This window comes from Streptomyces prunicolor, assembly GCF_045162825.1.
GTDB classification, from domain to species: Bacteria; Actinomycetota; Actinomycetes; order Streptomycetales; family Streptomycetaceae; genus Streptomyces; species Streptomyces prunicolor.
In genome coordinates, this window is sequence record NZ_CP108676.1 from 107,397 (window position 1) to 126,646 (window position 19,250).

Genomic DNA, 19,250 nt, shown 5'->3' on the forward strand with positions numbered 1-19,250 from the left:
GAACACGGTGTGGGTTCGGCCGCCGTGTTCCTCGCCGCGGCCGGCTCTCAGCGGCCACGGCTGACGTCGCACAACCCCGGTCTGGTGGACCGTATTTGGTACAGCGGCGGCAGCCTGCGCTCGGCCCGTCGGGCCGGCGAGCACGGCCTCACCCTGCTGTGCGGATCCTGTTCGCCCCCGACGTCGTCGACACGGCCGAGCAGATCCTGGATCAACTCGCGGCTCACCTGGTGGTGTCGGCTGTGCCGGAGCTGCCACTTGAACCGCCGTACGAGTTCCTGCGCGAGGAGTACGGACAGATCCTGCACGACGTGCGCCGTTCGCCGCCGGGCAGCGCTTCAACGGCGCAGGCTCGTCAGTCCTGCGGCGGCGCCGACGGGTCAGCCGCCCGCGACCCCGCGTCGGGGGCGTGGAAACAGGCGCTGACCGACTTGCCGTCACGGCAGGGATGCGACTCCCAGGTATCCGCCACCGCGTCCACGAGGAGCATGCCCCGTCCGCCGAGACGATCCGTAGTGGCCTCGCGGGGCGTGGGCAGGTCGCCGGACTTGTCGTGCACGGTGACGTGCAGACAGTGGTCGTCGCACGTCATCACCAACTGGGCGCTGCTGTGGGCGTGCCGGTGCGCGTTGGTCACCAGCTCGGAGACGGTGAGCAGTACGGCGTCCACCGTTTCCGGAGCGGTGGTGGTCCAGTGCAGCCCCTCAAGATGTTTGCGCGCCCAGTCCCGGGCCGATTTCACCTCGCTGTTCAACGGAAGCGTGCGGGCCCAGCCGACTGCCCGGAGCGACGAACCTTCCACAGCGATCATTCCTCCTTGGGTGACGGGTGCCGCTCACCAGGTGTACTCAGCGGCGGCCGCGGAGTTTGCCCAACAGGCGCCGGGCCTGGGCCTGGCGGCGTGGGTCGGCAGCGGCTCGGCGTACCTGTTCCACTGTGCGTCGCCCCTGGGGGCTCCTGGCGAACCGCTTGATGCGCTCCATTACGCCCGACATGACGTTCCTCTCCTCAAAGCACCGCGTTCATCACTGTCCCGACTACCCCGCTCCCGCCGACTCAGCCCTGTCACCTGGTACTTGCGGGGCGCGAAGGGGTGTCAGGAGATGACCCGGAGCCGCCCGTGGGACCCGCGGCGGAGTCGGTCGAGGGCCTGTGCCGTGCTGTCGTCGGCAGGGAGGAGGACGATCAACTGCTGTGCTTCCGAGGGGAGTTCGAGGGTTTCGCGGAGCAGTCGGAGTTCGTACCCGGACGGGTGGCTGAGGCGGAGTGCCCCGCGTCGGGGAACCACGTGCCGGTTCAGCCGACGGGTGAAGTCGGGGCCGGCGACGCGGGCGAGTTCCGTGGTGAACCACTCGGAGTTCTCCACGGACGGTCCGAGCCACAGGTCGAAGGCCTGCTCGTCCGCGACGGCGTCCCAGTCCGTGAAGAACGTGCGCGCGCGGGGGTCGGTGAAGACGTAGCGCGTGAGGTTCGGTGTGTCCGTGTCGAGCAGTCCGGTTCCGCGCGTCACCAACTCGTAGCCGCTGGTGTGGGCGAGGACATCGCCCAGCCGGTTGGTGACCATGGCGATGCCCGGTTCCAGAAGGCGGAGCGTCTCCAGGACCGACGGACGGACCTCGCGGCGCGGCGGCGCGGGGCGCGTGTGCGTGGGGCACGCACCGCCGGTGATCTTCGTGAGGTAGCGCAGGTGGTCGCGCTCCGAGGAGTTGAGGCTGAGCGCGTCGGCGAGCGCGTTCACCACCGCCACCGAGGGGTTGCGGTCGCGGCCCTGCTCGATGCGGGTCAGGTACTCGACGCTGATGCCGGCCCGCGCGGCGAGGTCCGAGCGCCGTAGCCCCGGTGACCGGCGGCGGCCGTGATCGGGCAGTCCCAGTGACTGCGGCTGGATGCTGTCTCGTGTGGTCCGGATGAAATCCCCCAACGGCGAACCCATGCCGTGAGCTTACGACGCCGACCGCCGGCCGCGGAGTGCTCAGCGTGGCCCTGCGGGGGCCGGCCTGAGCACGGTCTGGCTGCTGGTCCCGTGCGGTCCGATCGTGGTCGGCATGGAGAACAGACCTCAGCTGGTGATCATCGTCGGAAGCACGCGTGAAGGGCGATTCGGCCCGGTGGTGGCCTCGTGGGTCGAGGAACAGGTCGGCCCGCACGGCGTTTTCGACGTCGAAGTCGTCGATCTGGCCGCCGTCGACATCCCGTTGTCGCTGCCCGCCGCTTCGCCGAAGTACGCCGGCGACGACTACCCCCGCCCGGCCGGGATGGCCGCGCTGACGTCGGCCCTGACGAGCGCCGACGCCTTCATCGTGGTCACGCCGGAGTACAACCACAGCTATCCCGCGTCGTTGAAGGCGGCCATCGACTGGCACTTCACCCAGTGGGCGGCCAAGCCCGTCGCCTTCGTCAGCTACGGCGGTGCCGCGGGCGGCCGGCACGCGGTACTGCATTTGGAGAACGTGCTGACCGAACTCCACGCGGTGACGATCCGCGACGGCCTCTCCTTCCCGAACTACTTCACGGCGTGGCAGGACGGCCGTCCGCTCGATCCCGAGGCCCCTGTCTACGCCCGCACAGTGCTCGACCAGCTGGCCTGGTGGGCGGTGGCACTCCGGTCGGCGCGTGACGCCGTTCCCTACCCGGGGTGAGTGGCCGGTTCGCTCGGCTTCGCCGCGGCGGCCAGGCCGGGTTGGAGGCGGCGGGCCGCGTTGAGGTGGTCGGCGGTCCAGATGATCCGGACGGCTGTCGCCGTGGCGTGTCCGTCGTCGCCGCGCAGGTCACGGCGGAGGGAGTGGACCAGGCGTGCCTCCTCCTCCGGGTCGCGGGAGAGCGGAGCGGGCACGGCGGTGTGCCGGCCGAGGCCGACGGCCAGCTCGCGGTACCAGTCGGCGAGCCGGCCGACGGTGTCGAGCAGGGTGAGCCGGGCCTCGGAACGGTCGGGTTCCATCGGTTCCTCACCGCCGTTGCGCTGCCAGAGTTCCAGTACCGCGTCCGAGGCCAGGCGCAGCCCTACGATCCCGGTGACCAGGGTGGTCATGTCGGACAGCCGTACCGGCTTGGCGCCGCGTTCGGCGAGGTAGCTGCGGAAGGCGTCGTCGAGCCGGCGGGCCGCGGCGGCCGCCTGCCGCCCCGCTTCCACCGGGGCGTCGGTCGGGATGCAGCCGATGCTGCAGCGACTGGCCGCGTACTCCACCGCGTCGGCGAGGTAGCGGGCACTCTCGGTGTACGCCGCCGACAGTGCCTGCTCCACGGCTGCCGCCGCGCCGCGCGGCCAGAAGAACAGGCCCACCAGGACGCTCACCCCGCAGCCGAGGGCGATGTCCTCGATCCGCAGCAGCACGATGTGCCAGTCGGGGTCCTGGCCGATGTTGAACAGGATGACCAGGGTGACGGTGAAGGCCGCCTGGCCCGCCGCGAACGAGATGGCGGCGGGCGCGATGCCCGCGATGAGCACGGCGACGGGCAGCAGGAACCAGAGGACGGTGCTGTGGTGCCCGATGAGCTGGAGCAGCCCGGTCCCGATCAGCGAACCGACGAGCGTGCCGCCCAGGGCCCGGAGCGCGTTCTGCCCGGTGTTGAGTGCGTTGGAACGCAGCACCGACAGGGTTCCCAGCAGGATCCAGAACGAGTGCTGGACACTGGTCACGTTCGCCAGGGCCACCGCGATGCCGAGGCCGAGCGCACCCCGGAGACTGTTGTGCAGCCAGACCGAGCGCGGCTCCAGGTGTGCGGCGGCACGCTCGATCGCGGATCCCAGCGGCTGTGTCAGCGCGCCGGGTTCCGTGCCCAGCAACCGCTCGGGCCAGCTGCGGCGCTCGGCGGCCGCGGCCAGGTCCACGTTGCCGGCGATCTGGAGGGTGGCGTACCCCAGTTCCTGGGCGCGGAACGACAGGTCGAGGGTCTCGATGAAGGCCCGGACCTCCGACTCCGTGCCGGGTTTCGGCCGGTGCACGGGCAGTCGGTGGGTGGCACGGACCTCCATGCCGTCCATGGCCGTACGCAGGTACCCGAGGGCGGCCCGGAGGGCGTCGGGCGCGTTGCGCGGCGCCTCGAGCATGTCGGCCGCCTCGTCCAGGGCCGTGGCCGCCGCGCGCCGTACGGCGTGCGCGTCGGCGTCACAGGCCCCGCGGTCCTCCAGCGGCGGGCCGCTGTCGGCCACGATGGCGCTCAGCCAGGTCAGTTCGTCGACCAGCCGGACCAGGGCGCGGGATCCGGCGGACAGACCTGTGGGCCGGTAGAGGGTGGCGTCGAAGGCGGCACGGAGGTCCGCCGCCGCAGCGGCAGCCTGACCTGCGGTGACCGCGCACTGCCGGGTGGTGGCCGCGTCCGGCCCGCCGGCCAGCCACGAGGCGTCGGTACGCAGTTGCTCCGCGGCCGCGCGGCAGACCCGGGCGGCGGGTGCGCTGAGCGGGTCCGCGGCGGGCCGGGGCCACAGCAGCGAGATCGCGAGCATGGCGGCGGCCGCCGCGAGGCCCGCGCCGGCGAGCCGTTCGGGCAGTTGGGACAGCGGGGCGGGCGAGGTCACCGGGAGGATGAAGGCCAGCAGCAGTGCGGTCGTCGCGCCCGCGAGGACGGAGCTGACGACACCGGAGAAGAGCACCAGGAAGCCAACCACGACCATGACGGCGACCGCGAGCCAGGTCGTCCGGGCCACCAGCGTGCCGAGGCAGATGAGCACCGCCCAGGCCACGGCCAGCCCCACGTGCGCCCGCAGCCGCTGGACCATGGGGCCGGTGAACTCCACCAACAGAAGCATCGAGAACGAACCGAACGCCGCGTAGGTCGCCATCGTCGCGGAATGCAGCACCTGGCTGCACAGGGCGAACAGCGCGGGCATCACCAGCGCGGTGCGCGCGGCCCGGCGGGTCGCCACGAGTCCCGGATCATGGTCGCGCAACCAGGCGGGGATCCCCCCGGGCAGGTCGCGCCAAGGTACGGCCATACGCTCGCGCACCTCCTGTCGGCACAGCACCCACATGCCCCGCTGTTCCCGAGTATCCGGCATTCACGGCGCCCCCACACTGCGCCGGGCGCCGGGGACGGACGGGGGCGGGGCCGGGTCCGGCGCCGGATCTTGGACTGGTGCAGGTGGGTCACGGCTCGACGACAGCTCCTAAGCCCCCGGCGTCGGGACCGGCGCCGCCGCACCTACCGCGAGGTCGCGACCGTCACGGTCACGATCCCGGGCAGCCCCACGGTCAACAAGCCCCCGCCGCGGTGAGGAGCGCGACTGTCTCGGGATACGGACCCTTGCTCGCCCAGTCCAAGGGCGACCAGCCCGTGCCGTGGTCCTCCCGTACGTCCGGATCGGCGCCGTGGGCCAGCAGTTCGCGCACCGTCTCGGTGTGCCCCCAACACGCGGCCGCGCACAACGGTGTTCCCTCCGCGCCGATTCCGCTGCTCTCGGTGTCGGGGGCGGCACCGGCCGCCAGGAGCAGCCCTGCGATCACGGCCTCGCCGTTCACCGCAGCCGCGTAGAGAGGTGTGGTGCCCTCGCTGTCGGCTCGGTCTGGGTCAACTCCGGCTCGCAGTAGCGCAGTTACAGCGGCCGTGTCACCTCCCTGTATTGCTCGGAAGAGACGTCTGGAGAGCTTCTTCTGCCGCCGCCGGTTCATGGGCCGAGATTAGGGTTGAGCCACGAGGCGGAGCCAGTCATATCCGCCGCACTTCAACTCGTACGCCGGTAAGGGGAGCCCCATCGGACCGTGTGCCGTCCCACTCGGTTCCGCGGAGAGCGATCGCCCTGTGCGCACTGTGTCCGGTACGGCGAGCGCCGGGCACAGTGGGTCCATGACAGTGGGATTCAGCGGTGCTGTGGCCGAGTACTACGCGGAGTTCCGGCGTGGGTACCCTCCTCAGGTCTTCGACGTATTGGGGGACGCCTTCGGGCTTTCTCACGCCGATGTCGTGCTCGACGTGGGGTGTGGCACCGGCCAGCTCGCTCTTCCCCTCGCTTCCCGGGTTCGTGCGGTGGTCGGGGTGGATCCGGAGCCGGACATGTTGCGGCTGGCCCGGCACGCGGCGGAGGCCCAGGGGGTTCGGAACGTGACCTGGGTGCTCGGTGCCGATACCGATCTCCCGGCGCTGGGCGGGCTGTTGGGAGAGCGGTCGTCGGCGCTGATGGTCGTCGGCCAGGCGCTCCACTGGATGCGGCACGCTGAGCTCTTCCACGCCGCGGCACCGCTCCTGCGTCCGGGCGGGGGCATCGCGGTGATCTCCAACGGCACGCCGTTGTGGTTGCAGGACAGTCCCTGGTCCCGGGCTCTGCGCGGTTGCCTCGAAGACTCGATGGGCACCCCGCTCACAGCGACCTGCGGCACCAGCAGCCGTGATCGGCTGAGGTATGCCGAGGCGCTTCGGTCGGCAGGCTTCGACGGTGTGCGGGAAATGGCCGTCGAGTACCGCGGTGAGCTCAGCTTCGACCAGCTGTTCGGCGGGGTCTGCTCTGCGATTTCCGCCGATCGGTTGCCCGGTCCGGACGAGCGCGACGCCCTTGCCGAACGTATCCGGCAGGCACTCCCCACCGGGGAACCGTTCACCGAGGACGTGCGGGTGACCATGCTCGTGGGACAGGTCCAGGCGGACGCCGAAGCCTGATTCTCATGGCAGTTGACCAAGGCTCCTCAAGAACCTCAACGAGCCTCAAGGAGGATTTGGATCCCCAGTGACTCATTGCCGTTCATGGTGGTCACCGGGATGGTTCGGGTACTGATGGTTTCGAAGCCGGCGAGCAGCGTGGTGAGCCATTCCCGGGAGTGGTGACGGCAGACGGCGCCGTCGTCGGTCTCGAACACGCCATAACTGTCGTAGAGGGCGGCGTAGTTGTCGTAGCGGTCGCGGTTGCGTTCGTCGTCCTGCAGGAGAAAGTCGCTGATGTAGAGGAAGCCGCCCGGCTTGAGGATGCGGTTCAGTTCGGCGATCAGACGGCGTTGGGACTCGTCGCCGGGGATGCAGGTCAGCACGGCGAAGAGCAGTATCGCGTCGAATTCAGCGTGCGGGGTGGGCCATGTCGGCGGTGTGTCGAGCGTGGTGAAGTGCCTTGTGGGGTGCAGGTGTTGGGCCCGTCTGATCATTTCCGGTGAGGTGTCGGCGCCCGTCAGGTTGGTGAAACCGTGCCGTTCGAGTTCCGCCATGGTCCGCCCGTAGCCGCATCCGTAGTCGAGAATCGCGGCGTGCCTGCTGATCCCGCGCAGCCAGGGCAGGTGGAGTGGGTGGGTGAACGTCTTTGTCGCCGCGGCGGCATCCCAGTAGGGGATCTGACTGTTCGGGTCGGACAGATACCCATGTGACCGTGGCCGCACGACCGCTCCCTTCCATCACCCTGAGAAGCGTGCTGGTTGGGAGCGTCCCCATGGGCCTCGCGCCGTACACCCTCACGCGTCATACGTCGCCCTCGCTCAGAATTCCGTACATCCGAGTGCGCGACAGTACGGGAGTTCGCGGCGGCGTCGTCCGCGACATCAGGGGTCGGGTCGGCAAGGAGTTGGGTCAGCAGGGCGTCCGTGGCCCGGGGATGGCGGGCGACGCCGCGGCGGAGGAACGGCTCTGGCGCGGCGGCGAGTTGGTGGAGGGCTGCCACCGGTAGCTCGGGGTCCCGCAGGGCGACGTGGCGGACGTGCGGGTCCGGCTCGGTGGCGAATGAACGGAGCGTGTGGCGCGGGAAGTTGGGGTGTTCGACGAGCGGTGGCCGGATGTGGAACGCGTCGCCGTGGGTGCGTACGAGGCGCTCCAGGACTTCCGGTGGTGTGTCCGGGCGGCGTGCCGCGGTGCGGCGGACGCCGAGGTCCGGGTCGTCGTCCAACCGGCGCCATGCCTCCTCGGGCAGGTCGCGGCAGGACGCCAGGACGCGTCGGAACACCGGCCGGCGGCAGTCCAGACAGGTCAGCCGCTCGTCGAGGGGCGCAGCACGCAGCCAACTCGGTTCGGTGGAGCTCCAGTCCAGTGCCACTTGGGCCGCAACGCCTCCGGCCTCGCGTTCGGCTTCCACGAGCGCGTACAGCCGGTCCCGGGTCTCGGTGTCCACGTGACGGCTCTGCGCGACCGCCACACGCACGCTCGGGTCGTCGACGTCCAGGAGACGGGCGACCATCTCTGCGGACAGGTGCGGGTTCCCGGCTACGGCCTGACGAACGCGCTCGTCCTCGGTCCGCATCAACTCCGCGAACTGGTCCGGTGTGAGCGGGACATAGCGTGCCACGTTGGCTCGCACGGCCGGGTCGGCGAGACATCGGGCCGTCCATTCCGGCGGGACGCCCGGTTGAGGCCGTACGGTGGCGGCTGTCCGGACCTGCGGGTCGGGGTCGGCGAGCAGTGCAGCCTGGACCGTCATCGGGCGCTCGTGCCAGGCTCGCGCGACCGCGGCTCGGAGCCGAGGATCCCGCGCGTCGGCAAGCGCCGTTCGAGGCCTGCCGTGGACCTCCTCCAGCAACGCGATGCCGACCGCTTCCTCAAGGTCCACCATGAGACGGACGAAGTCCGTGCGTCCGTCACGGATCGCCGGATCCGGATGCTCGGCGATCCTGCGGCGCATCTGCGGGGAGATCCAGTCCTCGCGCAGCTTCATCGCCACGCCCGCGCCGTCATGTGCCAGCAGCGCCTCCGCCACGGCGTCCGCCAACTGCCCGCCGCGCAGGGACAGGCCGTGCCGGCCGGCCGGGTGCGCGGCCAGGCGGACCAGGACGTCCTGGGGAGCGGCCGGGTTGCGCGCCAGCCCGGAGAGTCGCGGATGACTGAGGGACGTCATGCGGTCAACCTGATCGGCCCCCGCCGACGACTCGCAGGCTCCCGCCCCGGGCCAACCTCGACCTCGACTCCTCGGAGACGTCAGCACCTCACGCGTCCCCGGCCCCCAGCACATACAGCCCCGGAAGGTTCACCACGATCGCCTCCTGCGTGCTGCGCGCGATCACCACCACGGCTTCTTCCGCCGGGTCCGGGTTCTCCTCGCGGTGCGGCACGAACGGCGGGACGAAGATGTAGTCCCCCGGAGACGTGCGCAGGCGGATCTCCTCCGGCTGCGGGCCCGCGTCGTCGAGGAAGACGAACTCGGGGTGCCCGCTCACCACGTAGATGGCGGTCTCGGACTCGCCGTGGTGATGGTCGGAGGACGCGGTCGAGGGGGCCACATGGGTCTGGCCCATCCACAGTTTCTCGGAGCCGACCGTACTGCCGCTCACCGCGGCGAACCTGCGCATGCCGCCGCTCTGTGCGGTGTCGCCGTCGAGGGCGTCGGCGCGGACGTGGTGCAGGCGGGTGCGCAGGGGGGCTGCCGACTGCCCTGCGGCGTCGTGGAGATGGGGGTGGAAACCTTCGCCGGGGGTTGTCAACGGCTTGCTCATGGTGGGCGACGCTAGAGCCGCTCCGAAAAGGATGTCAAGAGGTGTCCTTTGTCCTTCACCTGCGGAAATGTTCCCGCAATGTTGGACGGGGACGTACGAGAAGAACGTGTGAGGGGAACCCGCCGAAGCCCTCGCGACCGGGCCCGCGTCGGGCATCATGTGCGTATGCATATTTCCGCGAAGGCGGACTACGCCACGCGGGCCCTCCTGGAGCTCGCCCGCGAACCTGCCCGTCCGCTCACGTGCGAGGCGATCGCCTCCTCCCAGCAGATCCCGTTCCGGTTCTTGAAGTCCGTGGTGGGCGAGTTGCGCAGAGCCGGTCTGGTGCGCAGCCAGCGCGGCTGCGAGGGCGGGTACTGGCTCGGTCGGCCCGCCGACGAGATCACGCTCCTGGACGTCTCCCGTGCCGTGGACGGCGAGTTGATCACCCTGCGCGGCGAGGTCCTGGCCGGACTCGACTACCCCGGCCCCGCCTCCGGCCTGCCCGGAGTGTGGCGCCGGATCGAGGCCGAGGCCGCCGCCGTCCTGGGCGGCACGACCCTGGCCACCCTGCTGCCCGCCACGACGGACGAGGACGACCACGCGCCGGGCAAGCACCCGTCGAACGGGCACGCCGCGGGCGAGCACCTCACCCGCCGGGGAGCCGCATGACGGCCGCCGCGGACCAACTCCCCCTGGAAATCGTCGAGTACACCGACCCCCTGTGTCCCTGGGCCTGGGGATCCGAGCCCGTGTTCCGGCGCCTCCGCGCGGCGCTGACCGGCGAGAGCCAGGTCCGTTGGCGCCGGGTCCACTGCATCCTCTTCGACCACGACGACGACCCCGCACCGGATCCGGCCGCGGAGACCGCCTGGTACGCGCGCTACGTCGAGGACATCAGCGCGCACACCCACGCTCCGCGAGCGCTTCGCCTGAGCCGCGTCGCCGCGAGTTCCTGGCCGGCCGCACTGGTCGCCAAGGCCGCCGAAGCGCAGGGCGCCCAGGTCGCCGACCGGGTGCTACGGCGGCTGCGGGAGACCGTGTTCGTGCTCGGGGAGCCGGCGGACACTCCCGAGTCGGCGCTGGCCGCGGTATCGGGCGTACCCGGCCTCGATGCCGGCCGGCTCGCGACCGACGCGGCGTCGCCCGAGGTGCTGGCGAGGGTACGCGCCGACCATGCGGAGGCGCGTCGCCCCGTAGCCGAGGTGCTGTCGGTGCACGGCTCCGCGTCGCCCCATCCCGGCGCCGCGAAGGAGACCCCCGACGGCCAACACCGGTACGCGCTACCGACGTTGCTCGTGCGCGGCACCACCGGACACCGTGCCGTACCCGGCTGGCGACCGTACGAGGAGTACGTCTCGGCGGTCACGGAACTCGGCCCCGAACTCCTGCTCTCCCCCGCGACACAGCCCCCGGCCGAGGCGCTCGCCCGCTACCGGACCCTGACCGAACCGGAGCGCGTGCTGCTGACCGACGGCGGTCCATGGCCCCCGGCCGGAGCCGTCCGCGTCGACACCGGCAACGGCCCGCTGTGGCTGCACCCGGAGGAAGCCGCGGTGCACCCCGCCGTCGCCCCCTCCCCGCCCGCCGTGCCCCGCTAGGCCTCTGATCAGGGGTCAGGGACCGTCCGCCGAATGAGACACCATTTGGTGTCCATTGACAGCCGCCGACGGCTGGCCCCAGGATGTGCAGCATGCTCACGACGCACCCCGGTGTGGTGTGCCGCTACGTGGACCTGCGGCGCACCTGTAGCGCTCTCTGTCGCTGACCCGCCGCCCCCGGCCCACAGGCGCCTGACCCCGCTCCCGTAGGCATCGGCGCCCCACCGCCTCGCCGACCGGCGCCCGTCTCTCCCGCGCCGCTCCCTTCGCGCTTCGTCGCCGTCTCTCCGCCTCCGTATCCCGGTTCTCTCCCGTGATCCGCCGACGCCTCATGTCCTGGGCGCGGCATGCCCCCGTGCGCCTCGAAGCCGCATCGGCATGTCCGTCGTACCGGTCTGCGCGCTGTCCGGACCGCGGGTCGGCCGCCCTCGCTCTCCTTCCGCTGCCCCGGCGCGGTCGGGAGCCTTCGAAGAAAGAAATCACGATGTCCGGACGACTCACGTCCCGCAGCCCTCGGGCGGCCTTCCGCCCCGGCAGACTGCGTGCCGCCGCCCTGGGGACCGCCCTCGCCACCGTGCTCGTCCCCGCCCTCAGCGCCTGCGGCGGCGACGCCTCGACGGCCGGCGGCGGCGCCACACTGAAGTGGGCCTCCTCCTACTTCCCCGCCCACTGGGACCCGGTGGTCAGCGGCAGTGGCGCCCAGTTCCGCGAACTCGCCCTGGTCTACGCCTCGTTGACCCGTACGGACGCGACCGGCAAGGCCGTGCCCGACCTGGCCAAGAGCTGGGAGTACAACGCCAAGGGCGACCAGATCACGTTCCATCTGCGCCCGAACCTGAAGTTCAGCGACGGCGAACCGGTCGACGGCGCCGCCGTGAAGGCCGCCATCGTCCGCGCCCAGAAGCAGAAGAACTCCGCGCTCTTCGGCGACCTCACCTCCATCAAGTCGGTGGACGCCAACGGGCTGGACGCGGTGCTCCACCTCAGCCAGGTCGACTACCAGATCCCCCAACTCCTCGGCGAGCGCGTCCTCCAGATCGCCAGCCCGAAGGCGGCCAAGTCCCCCACCAAGCTGGATCAGAACCCGGTCGGCGCGGGCCCGTTCACCGTCACCCAGATCGTCCCGGGCACCAAGGTCCTCCTGAAGAAGAACCCCGACTACTGGGACGCCAAGGACATCCACATCGACAACGTCGAACTGACCTCGGCCCCCGACGCGGCAACGGTCGTCTCCGGACTCCAGACCGGCGTCTACAACTTCGCCGACATCGCCCCCAGCCAGGCCGAGGCCGCGAAGAAGGCGGGCCTCGACGTCTTCGTCCAGCCCGGCTTCAACGCCAACAACATCAGCCTGAACGTCAACAAGGCGCCCTTCAACAACGCCAAGGTCGTCGACGCGGTCCGCTACGCGATCAACCGCCAGGAGTTCGTGGACAAGCTGACCTTCGGCTACGGCTCGGCGACCAACCAGCCCTTCCCGAAGGGCTATGTGGCCTACGACCCGCAGTCCGCGAACGACTACGCGTACGACCCGGCCAAGGCCAAGCAGCTGCTCTCGGAGGCCGGTTACAAGACGGGGCAGATCAAGCTCAGCCTCGTCATCCCGGCCGAGGATCCCCAAGCGGAGATCGTCCAGGCGCAGTTGGCGAAGATCGGCATCACGGTCAGCATCAAGGTGGACAAGAACTGGGCCACCCCGTTCTTCGCCAAGGACCTGACGTTCTCCCTGTACGGCACGACGGGGCGTGACTCCGCCGCACAGACCCTCACCGCGCACTTCGGTCCGAACGGCCCGCTCAACCTCAGCTCGCCGTACGAGCCTTCGGGCTTCGAGGCGGCCATCGCCAAGGTCCGCCAGACCCCGCTGGACTCGCCCGACTACGCGAAGGTCCTCCAGGCGGCGACCCGGGCCGGCCTGCAGAGCAAGGCGCTGGTCTTCACGTACTCCTCGCCCAACCTCATCGCCAAGAGCAAGTCCATCTCCGCCCTGCCCAAGAACCCGGCCCACATCGACTGGACCGGCGTGACCATCGGCTCCAACTGACGTTTCGTCACATCTCTTGCAGGCACCACCCGTACAGCCACTACAGAGAGAGGGCAAGCCATGACGACGACGGAGGCACCGGCCACACCACCCGACGTCCGTCACCGGCCCGCCACGGCCAGGACGCGGAACACACTGGGCCGCGTCCTGGTCACCCTCGCCCGGTCGATCGCGATCTTCGTGCCCGTGTTCCTGGTCGCGACGTTCGTGACGTTCGCGCTCCGGTCACTGAGCGGGCTCAGCCCGGCGCGGATCCAGCTGGGCGAGGAAGCAACTCCCGAAGCGGTAGCCAGAGTTGAAGCACAATGGGGCCTCAACCGGCCCTTCCTCGTCCAGTACGTCGATTGGCTGGGCGGGGTCCTGCACGGACAGCTCGGCACCAGCTGGACCAACGGCGCCGACATCTCCACCCTCATCGGCCTCGGCCTGGGCGTGAGCCTGTCGGTGGCGTTCTTCGCGCTGCTCATCGGCGTGGTCGCCGGCTTCGCCCTCGGTACGGTCGCCGCGCTGCGCCGCACGACCTGGGTCGACCGCGCGATCACGGGCTTCGTCACGGTGATCTCGGTGATGCCCGCGTTCGTCGTCGGCATCGTGCTGGTCGCGGTGTTCGCCGTCGGGCTGCATGTGTTCCCGTCCGCCGGATACGTCCCGGCGGCGCAGGGGGTCGGGCCGTGGCTCGCCCATATCACCCTGCCCGCGGTCGCGTTGAGCTTCGACGTCATCGCCGACGTCGCCCGGCAGCTGCGCACCAGCCTCATCGCGGCCTACCGCGAGAACTACGTGACGGGCGCGGTCGTACGGGGACTCAGCCCACGGCGGATCTTCTTGGGGCATGTGCTGCGCAACGGCCTCGGCCCGACGCTCGCGACGCTCGGCCTGAAGTTCCCCACCCTCGTCGGCGCCTCCGTCGTCACCGAGTGGATCTTCGGGCTCCAGGGCTTCGGCCGGTTCGCCAACGACTCCGCGCAGGCCGGGGACGTGCCGGCCGTACAAGGGGTCCTCGTGGTGTCGATCGTCCTGGTCGTCGCCTTCAACCTGATCGTCAACCTGGTGCTGGCGCGTGTGACGCCGGCGTCCCAGCGGGGGGTGTGACCATGGTGCGCCGCGTGCTCTCCCTGGCATCCGGCCGGATCGCCCTGGTGATCCTGACCGTGATCGCTCTGCTCGCCGTCCTCGGGCCGTTCATCGCGCCCGACAACCCCCTGGCCACCAGTTCCGACACCCTCGCCGAGGCGTCGGGCGCGCACTGGCTCGGCACCGACTATCTCGGCCGCGATGTGCTCAGCCGCCTCCTCGACGGCTCCCGGGTCAGCGTGCTCGGCTCACTCGAAGTCGCCCTCACCGCACTGGGAGTCGGCGCCATCCCCGGCATCCTGTCCGTCTACTTCGGCCGGGTCTTCGAGTGGGTCACCCTCCGGCTGACCGACACGCTGGTCGCCCTGCCCTTCCTGCTGTTCGCCGTCGCGGTCGTCGCCCTGCTCGGCAACGGCATCACCCAAGCGATGCTGGTCACTGGGGTGTTGGTGTCCCCGCTGTTCTACCGGGTGTCCCGCGCCGCGACGCTGGCGGTGGCTCAATCGCCTTACGTGGAGGCCGCGTTGATCTCCGGGGCGTCGATCGGGTGGGTGGTCCGCCGGCACGTCTGGGTCAAGGTGCTGCCGCCGATCGCGGTCGCGCTGGCGCAGACCATCGGTGTCGGCTTCGTCATCGTCTCGACGCTGACCTTCCTGGGCATCGGCGTCCAGCCGCCCGCGCCCACCTGGGGCGGCCTGCTCGCCTCGGACCTCGGCTATCTCACCCAGAAGCCGTGGGCGCCGCTGGTCCCCGCCCTGCTGATCATGGTCACCGTCTGGGCCTGCAACCTGCTCGCCGACGCGATCCGCGACGTCTCCGGCGAGGCGGGCCGCGCCCTCGTCAACAACCGCAAGGCGCGCGCCAATCGCCTCGCCGACACCGACTCCGCCGCCCACGGCGACCCCGCTCACGTTCACGCCGGAGGTGCGTGATGGCAACCCTCTCCGAGAAAGTCCTGACCAAGTCCGCGCGGACCAGCAAGACCGAGCAGAACGGCAGCAGGGCCGAGGTCGACGAGACCGGCGCGACCAGCACGACTGGGGCAACCCAGCCCGTCCGCCCCGCCGCCCCATCGGCACCCGTCCTGTCCGTGCGCGACATACGCATCAGCGACCAGGCCGCCGGTCAGGAGATCGTCCACGGCGTCAACTTCACGCTCATGCCCGGCCGTTCCGTCGGCATCGTCGGCGAGTCCGGCAGCGGCAAGACCCTGACCTGCCGGGCCACCCTGGGCATCCTGCCCGCCCACTTCGAGGTCACCGGCGGTTCGATCGAGATCGACGGCCGGGACATCTCCGGGCTCTCGTCGGCCCAGTGGACGGCCTTGCGCGGCGCCACGATCAGCGCGGTCTTCCAGGACCCGGCGTCGTATCTCAACCCCTCGATCCGCGTGGGCGCCCAGATCGCCGAGGTCCTCAAGGTCAAGAAGGGACTCAAGCGACGCGAGGCACGTCGGCAGGCGATCGACCTGCTCCACGCGGTGCATCTGCGTGACCCGGAGCTGGTCTACAGCCAGTACACCTACGAGCTCTCCGGCGGCATGCTCCAACGCGTCCTCATCGCCGCCGCGATCGCCGCCGATCCGCGCATCCTCATCGCCGACGAGGCTACGACCGCGCTCGACGTCACCGTCCAGGCAGAGATCCTCGACCTGCTGGCCGACCTGCGCGAGCGCACCGGCCTCGCCCTCGTCCTGGTCTCCCACGACCTGGCCGTCGTCGCCCAACTCTGCGACGAGGTCCTCGTCATGCGGCAGGGCGAGGTCGTCGAACAGGGCCCGACGCACGAGGTGTTGCACAACCCTCAGCACGAATACACCCGGCTGCTGATCTCCGAGCACGAGCAGTACGGCCTGGACAAGTTCCTCGGCGCCGAGGCCGTCGAGGCCACCGATGCCGCAATCGCCGTAGAGGAGGACGCGTGAGCACCGACCGCCCGGCGTCGCAGTCCGCCGAACCCACCCAACCCGTCCTGAACGTAACCGACTTGGAGGTGCACTACGGCCTCCGCCGGCGCCGCCGTCAGGCCCTGAACCGGGTCTCCCTGAGCATCGCCCCGGGTGAGACCGTCGGCATCATCGGCGAGACCGGCTCCGGCAAGTCGACGCTCGCGCGGGCCGTGCTCGGTCTGGTGCGTGCCTCGGCCGGGTCGATCGTGATCGACGGCGAGCAGGTCGGTTCGTACGGCCACCGGCAGTGGCGCGCGCTGCGTCGGCGCGGTGTCGTCCAGTACGTCTTCCAAGACCCGCTGCGCAGTCTCGACCCGGACGTGACGGTCGAGGCGTCGCTGGCCGAACCGCTGCTGATCCAGGGTGTTTCCCGGCCGGAGGCGGCGGCGCGGGTGCGCGCGTTCCTCGACCGGGTACGGCTCTCCCCCGAGCTGCTCGACCGGCTGCCCGGCGAGTTGTCCGGCGGTCAGCGTCAACGGGTCGCCGTGGCACGGGCGTTGGTGACCGAACCGCGTCTCGTCATCCTGGACGAGCCGGTCAGCGCGCTCGACTCCGCGAACCGCGTGCAGATCCTGCAGATCCTCAAGGAACTCCGCGCCGACGGAGTCGCCCTCGTCTTCATCTCCCACGACCTCGGGTCCGTCGCCGGGGTCGCCGACCGCATCGCGGTGCTGTACCAGGGCGAGTTGGTCGAGGTCGGCGCCACCGCCGATGTCGTCAACCAGCCCCAGCACCCTTACACGCGCCTACTCGTCCGATCCGCGCCCACCCTGCACAGCGCGGCGGCGGACCGGGCCGAACGCGAGGCCCTGCGCGCCCTCCTCCACGCCTGACACACCCTCAACTCCCCTGACAGAAACTCCCCTGACAGAAAAGGAACAGCCATGTCCCGCACACTCCACCTCGCCCTGCACCCCTACGGCGTGGGCGGTCCCGGTCAGCACGGACTGTGGAAGGACCCGCGCGTCGCGAAGAACGCCAGCATCGACATCAACTACTACATCCGGCTGGCCCAGGCGGCCGAACACGCCCTGTTCGACGCCCTGTTCATCGTCGACAGCCAGTTCATCAACTCCACCTACCCGGCGCACTATCTCAACCGCCTCGAACCGCTGACCCTGCTGTCGGCCGTCGCCACCCACACCAAGCACCTCGGCCTGGTGGGCACGGCGAGTTCGACGTACAACTCGCCCTTCAACCTCGCCCGCCGCTTCGCCTCCCTGGACCACATCAGCGGCGGCCGGGCCGGCTGGAACGTCGTGACCAGCTTCGACACGGGCACCGCGCGGAACTTCGGGCTCGACGAGCACCTCGACTACACCACCCGCTACGGCCGCGCCCTGGAGTTCGTGCAGGTGGCCCGGGGGCTGTGGGACTCGTACGAGGACGACGCGTTCCCGGCCGACGTCGAGCGGGGCGTGTTCCTCGACCCGGCCAAGCTGCACGAACTCGACCACGCGGGCGAGCACTTCAAGATCGCGGGTCCACTGAACCTCTCCCGCTCCCCGCAGGGCCAGCCGGTGATCTTCCAGGCCGGCGTGTCCGAGGAGGGCCGTGATCTCGCCGCGCAGGTCGCCGAAGGCATCTTCGCGCCCGGGGGCACCCTGGAGTCGGCGCGGGACTACTACGCCGACGTCAAGAAGCGCGCGGCGGCCTACGGACGCGACCCCGAGCACGTCAAGATCCTCATCCACGGCGGCCCGGTCGTCGCCGCCACCGACGAGGCGGCCCGCCGTCGCGAGCGGGAGATCTTCGAGGAGGACGACGACTTCACCCGCAACCTGGCGCTGCTCGGCCGTTCCTTCGGGGCGTACGACTTCAGCGTGCACGACCTCGACGCACCCTTCCCGGATGTCGCCCACCTCGCCGAGAAGGGCGGACGCACGGGTGCCACGCAGCTCATCGCACGGGCCAAGGCAGAGGACCTGACCCTGCGTCAAGTGGCCGAGTCCATCAACCAGTTCCGCCAGTCGCCGTTCGTCGGGGACCCCACGACCGTGGCCGACACCATCCAGCAGTGGTTCGACGCCCGCGCCTTCGACGGCTTCAACCTCGCCTTCCGCACCGAGGAGGAGCTGAACTACTTCGTCGACAGTGTCGTCCCGATCCTCCAGAAGCGCGGCCTGTTCCGCACCGAGTACACGTCCGACACCCTGCGCGGCAACCTCGGCCTGCCGATTCCCGCCAACCGCCACTCCCGCGAGCGCCAGCTCGTGAACGACTGAGAGGGTCGGCACCCCATGACGAGCGAGAGACCACGCTTCCGGCTCGGTTTCCTCACCCATGTCCAGGGCCGCGACGACGACATCGCCCGCACCTACCGCAACGCCCAGGAACTCTTCGTCGTGGCCGACGAGTTGGGCTTCGACGTCGGCTGGGTGGCCCAGCACCACGTCCCCCTCGGAGGCGGCGGGCTGTCCTCGCCGTGGACGTTCCTGGCCCACGCGGCGGCGCGCACGACCCGCATCCGGCTCGGCACCGCCATCACCATCCTCCCCCTGGAGGACCCGGTACGGCTCGCCGAGGACATCGCCACCGTCGACACGCTCAGCGGGGGCCGTGTGGAGCTCGGCGTGGGCAGTGGATCGAGCGAGGTGGAGTACGCGGCGTTCGGCAAGGACGTGGCCCGCAAGCGCGAACTCACCAGCGACAACCTCGACATCGTGCGCCAGGCCCTCGACCGGCGCGAGGTGGGCACACCCGGCTTCCGCATCCAGCCCCGGCCCGGCGACTTCAACGACCGTGTCTGGCAAGGGGTGTTCAGCGAACAGGGAGCCGAGTACGCCTCACAGGGCGGTGCGAACCTGCTGCTCAACCGTGCGGCCTACGGCTTCGACGCCCCCACCGACGAGGTCCAACGCCCCTGGGCCGACGCCTACTTGGCCGCCTGGGACCAGCCACGGCGCCCGCGCATCGGCCTCTCCCGGTTCGTGTTCCCGGCCAAGGACCGGCGTACGGCACTCCAGGCGATCGGCGACGACGTCCACCGGGCGGCGCTGCGCATGGCGGAGCACGGCGCGTTCCCCAAGGGCCTCGACCAGGACGAGGCGTTGCGCCGCTTCCACTCCTTCTACGGCCATCCCGACGAGATCGTCGCGGCGCTCGGGCAGGAGCGGGTGCTGCCTGTCGCGACGGACCTGATCACCCAGTTCAACCCCGCCGTCCCCGACCACGATGCCGCCGTCCGTGCCCTCGAACTCATCGCGACCGAGGTGGCACCGGCGTTGGGCTGGCAGCCCGCGCCGACGGCCGCGCCCGTATCCGCAGGAGTGTGA

Annotated in this window: 20 protein-coding genes; 11 read left to right on the top strand and 9 right to left on the bottom strand. The window is 70.5% G+C overall.

The features are described from left to right. Positions 1–47 precede the first annotated feature (47 nt). The 4 genes from OG588_RS00420 to OG588_RS00435 all read right to left on the bottom strand — a co-directional run bounded on the left by OG588_RS00420 (position 48) and on the right by OG588_RS00435 (position 1,933). A complete protein-coding gene (locus OG588_RS00420; RefSeq protein ID WP_405945490.1) occupies positions 48–308 on the bottom strand; it encodes a hypothetical protein in 261 nt (86 codons plus the stop codon). Positions 309–355: 47 nt separating this feature from the next. Beyond that, a complete protein-coding gene (locus OG588_RS00425) occupies positions 356–811 on the bottom strand; it encodes an ATP-binding protein (protein WP_405945491.1) in 456 nt (151 codons plus the stop codon). 37 nt (positions 812–848) lie between these two features. Continuing rightward, the gene (locus OG588_RS00430) at positions 849–995 is read right to left on the bottom strand and encodes a hypothetical protein (protein ID WP_266878816.1); all 147 of its coding nucleotides are present in this window, start codon (positions 993–995) and stop codon (positions 849–851) included. 101 nt (positions 996–1,096) lie between these two features. After that, positions 1,097–1,933 carry a helix-turn-helix domain-containing protein gene (locus OG588_RS00435; protein ID WP_405945492.1) on the bottom strand — a complete coding sequence of 279 codons (837 nt, stop codon included), beginning with the start codon at positions 1,931–1,933 and terminating at the stop codon, positions 1,097–1,099. 112 nt (positions 1,934–2,045) lie between these two features. On the opposite strand from OG588_RS00435, the gene OG588_RS00440 reads away from it, so the two are divergent. Further along, positions 2,046–2,639 (top strand): NADPH-dependent FMN reductase, encoded by a 594-nt coding sequence (locus OG588_RS00440; RefSeq protein WP_405945493.1) that lies wholly within the window; start codon positions 2,046–2,048, stop codon positions 2,637–2,639. Here the strand turns inward: OG588_RS00440 and OG588_RS00445 are convergent. Both OG588_RS00445 and OG588_RS00450 read right to left on the bottom strand, forming a co-directional pair. Further along, positions 2,627–4,933, bottom strand: a complete 2,307-nt coding sequence (locus OG588_RS00445; protein WP_405945494.1) for an FUSC family protein — start codon at positions 4,931–4,933, stop codon at positions 2,627–2,629. The genes OG588_RS00440 and OG588_RS00445 overlap by 13 nt on opposite strands. 256 nt (positions 4,934–5,189) lie before the next feature. Next, positions 5,190–5,606, bottom strand: coding sequence for an ankyrin repeat domain-containing protein (locus OG588_RS00450; RefSeq protein ID WP_405945495.1), 417 nt, complete (start codon positions 5,604–5,606; stop codon positions 5,190–5,192). Between the two features lie 175 nt (positions 5,607–5,781). Here OG588_RS00450 and OG588_RS00455 point away from each other — a divergent pair, with 175 nt between their 5' ends. Beyond that, complete coding sequence (locus OG588_RS00455; RefSeq protein ID WP_405945496.1) at positions 5,782–6,588, top strand: class I SAM-dependent methyltransferase; 807 nt, start codon at positions 5,782–5,784, stop codon at positions 6,586–6,588. A 35-nt stretch (positions 6,589–6,623) separates the two neighbouring features. Here the strand turns inward: OG588_RS00455 and OG588_RS00460 are convergent, their stop codons facing one another. The 3 genes from OG588_RS00460 to OG588_RS00470 all read right to left on the bottom strand — a co-directional run bounded on the left by OG588_RS00460 (position 6,624) and on the right by OG588_RS00470 (position 9,329). Beyond that, the gene (locus OG588_RS00460; RefSeq protein ID WP_405945497.1) at positions 6,624–7,124 is read right to left on the bottom strand and encodes a class I SAM-dependent methyltransferase; all 501 of its coding nucleotides are present in this window, start codon (positions 7,122–7,124) and stop codon (positions 6,624–6,626) included. Continuing rightward, positions 7,088–8,734, bottom strand: a complete 1,647-nt coding sequence (locus OG588_RS00465; protein ID WP_405945498.1) for a hypothetical protein — start codon at positions 8,732–8,734, stop codon at positions 7,088–7,090. The genes OG588_RS00460 and OG588_RS00465 overlap by 37 nt, the downstream gene beginning before the upstream one ends. A gap of 88 nt (positions 8,735–8,822) precedes the next feature. Then, positions 8,823–9,329, bottom strand: a complete 507-nt coding sequence (locus OG588_RS00470) for a cupin domain-containing protein (protein WP_405945499.1) — start codon at positions 9,327–9,329, stop codon at positions 8,823–8,825. A gap of 165 nt (positions 9,330–9,494) precedes the next feature. On the opposite strand from OG588_RS00470, the gene OG588_RS00475 reads away from it, so the two are divergent. The 9 genes from OG588_RS00475 to OG588_RS00515 all read left to right on the top strand — a co-directional run bounded on the left by OG588_RS00475 (position 9,495) and on the right by OG588_RS00515 (position 19,250). After that, positions 9,495–9,980: an RrF2 family transcriptional regulator gene (locus OG588_RS00475; protein WP_405945500.1), complete on the top strand. Its 486-nt coding sequence runs from the start codon at positions 9,495–9,497 to the stop codon at positions 9,978–9,980. After that, positions 9,977–10,909 (top strand): DsbA family protein, encoded by a 933-nt coding sequence (locus tag OG588_RS00480; RefSeq protein ID WP_405945501.1) that lies wholly within the window; start codon positions 9,977–9,979, stop codon positions 10,907–10,909. Before OG588_RS00475 ends, OG588_RS00480 begins: the two co-directional genes overlap by 4 nt. A 484-nt stretch (positions 10,910–11,393) precedes the next feature. Continuing rightward, a complete protein-coding gene (locus OG588_RS00485) occupies positions 11,394–12,953 on the top strand; it encodes an ABC transporter substrate-binding protein (RefSeq protein ID WP_405945502.1) in 1,560 nt (519 codons plus the stop codon). A 60-nt stretch (positions 12,954–13,013) separates the two neighbouring features. Beyond that, on the top strand, positions 13,014–14,045 hold the full coding sequence (locus tag OG588_RS00490; RefSeq protein WP_405945503.1) for an ABC transporter permease: 1,032 nt from the start codon (positions 13,014–13,016) through the stop codon (positions 14,043–14,045). A 2-nt stretch (positions 14,046–14,047) separates the two neighbouring features. Then, positions 14,048–14,959, top strand: a complete 912-nt coding sequence (locus OG588_RS00495) for an ABC transporter permease (RefSeq protein WP_405945504.1) — start codon at positions 14,048–14,050, stop codon at positions 14,957–14,959. Next, on the top strand, positions 14,959–15,951 hold the full coding sequence (locus tag OG588_RS00500) for an ABC transporter ATP-binding protein (RefSeq protein WP_405945505.1): 993 nt from the start codon (positions 14,959–14,961) through the stop codon (positions 15,949–15,951). The genes OG588_RS00495 and OG588_RS00500 overlap by 1 nt, the downstream gene beginning before the upstream one ends. Then, entirely contained in the window at positions 15,948–16,808 is an 861-nt protein-coding gene (locus OG588_RS00505; RefSeq protein WP_405945506.1) for an ABC transporter ATP-binding protein, read from the top strand. The genes OG588_RS00500 and OG588_RS00505 overlap by 4 nt, the downstream gene beginning before the upstream one ends. Before the next feature lie 51 nt (positions 16,809–16,859). Then, complete coding sequence (locus tag OG588_RS00510) at positions 16,860–18,200, top strand: LLM class flavin-dependent oxidoreductase (RefSeq protein WP_405945507.1); 1,341 nt, start codon at positions 16,860–16,862, stop codon at positions 18,198–18,200. A 15-nt stretch (positions 18,201–18,215) separates the two neighbouring features. Continuing rightward, positions 18,216–19,250 carry an LLM class flavin-dependent oxidoreductase gene (locus OG588_RS00515; protein ID WP_405945508.1) on the top strand — a complete coding sequence of 345 codons (1,035 nt, stop codon included), beginning with the start codon at positions 18,216–18,218 and terminating at the stop codon, positions 19,248–19,250.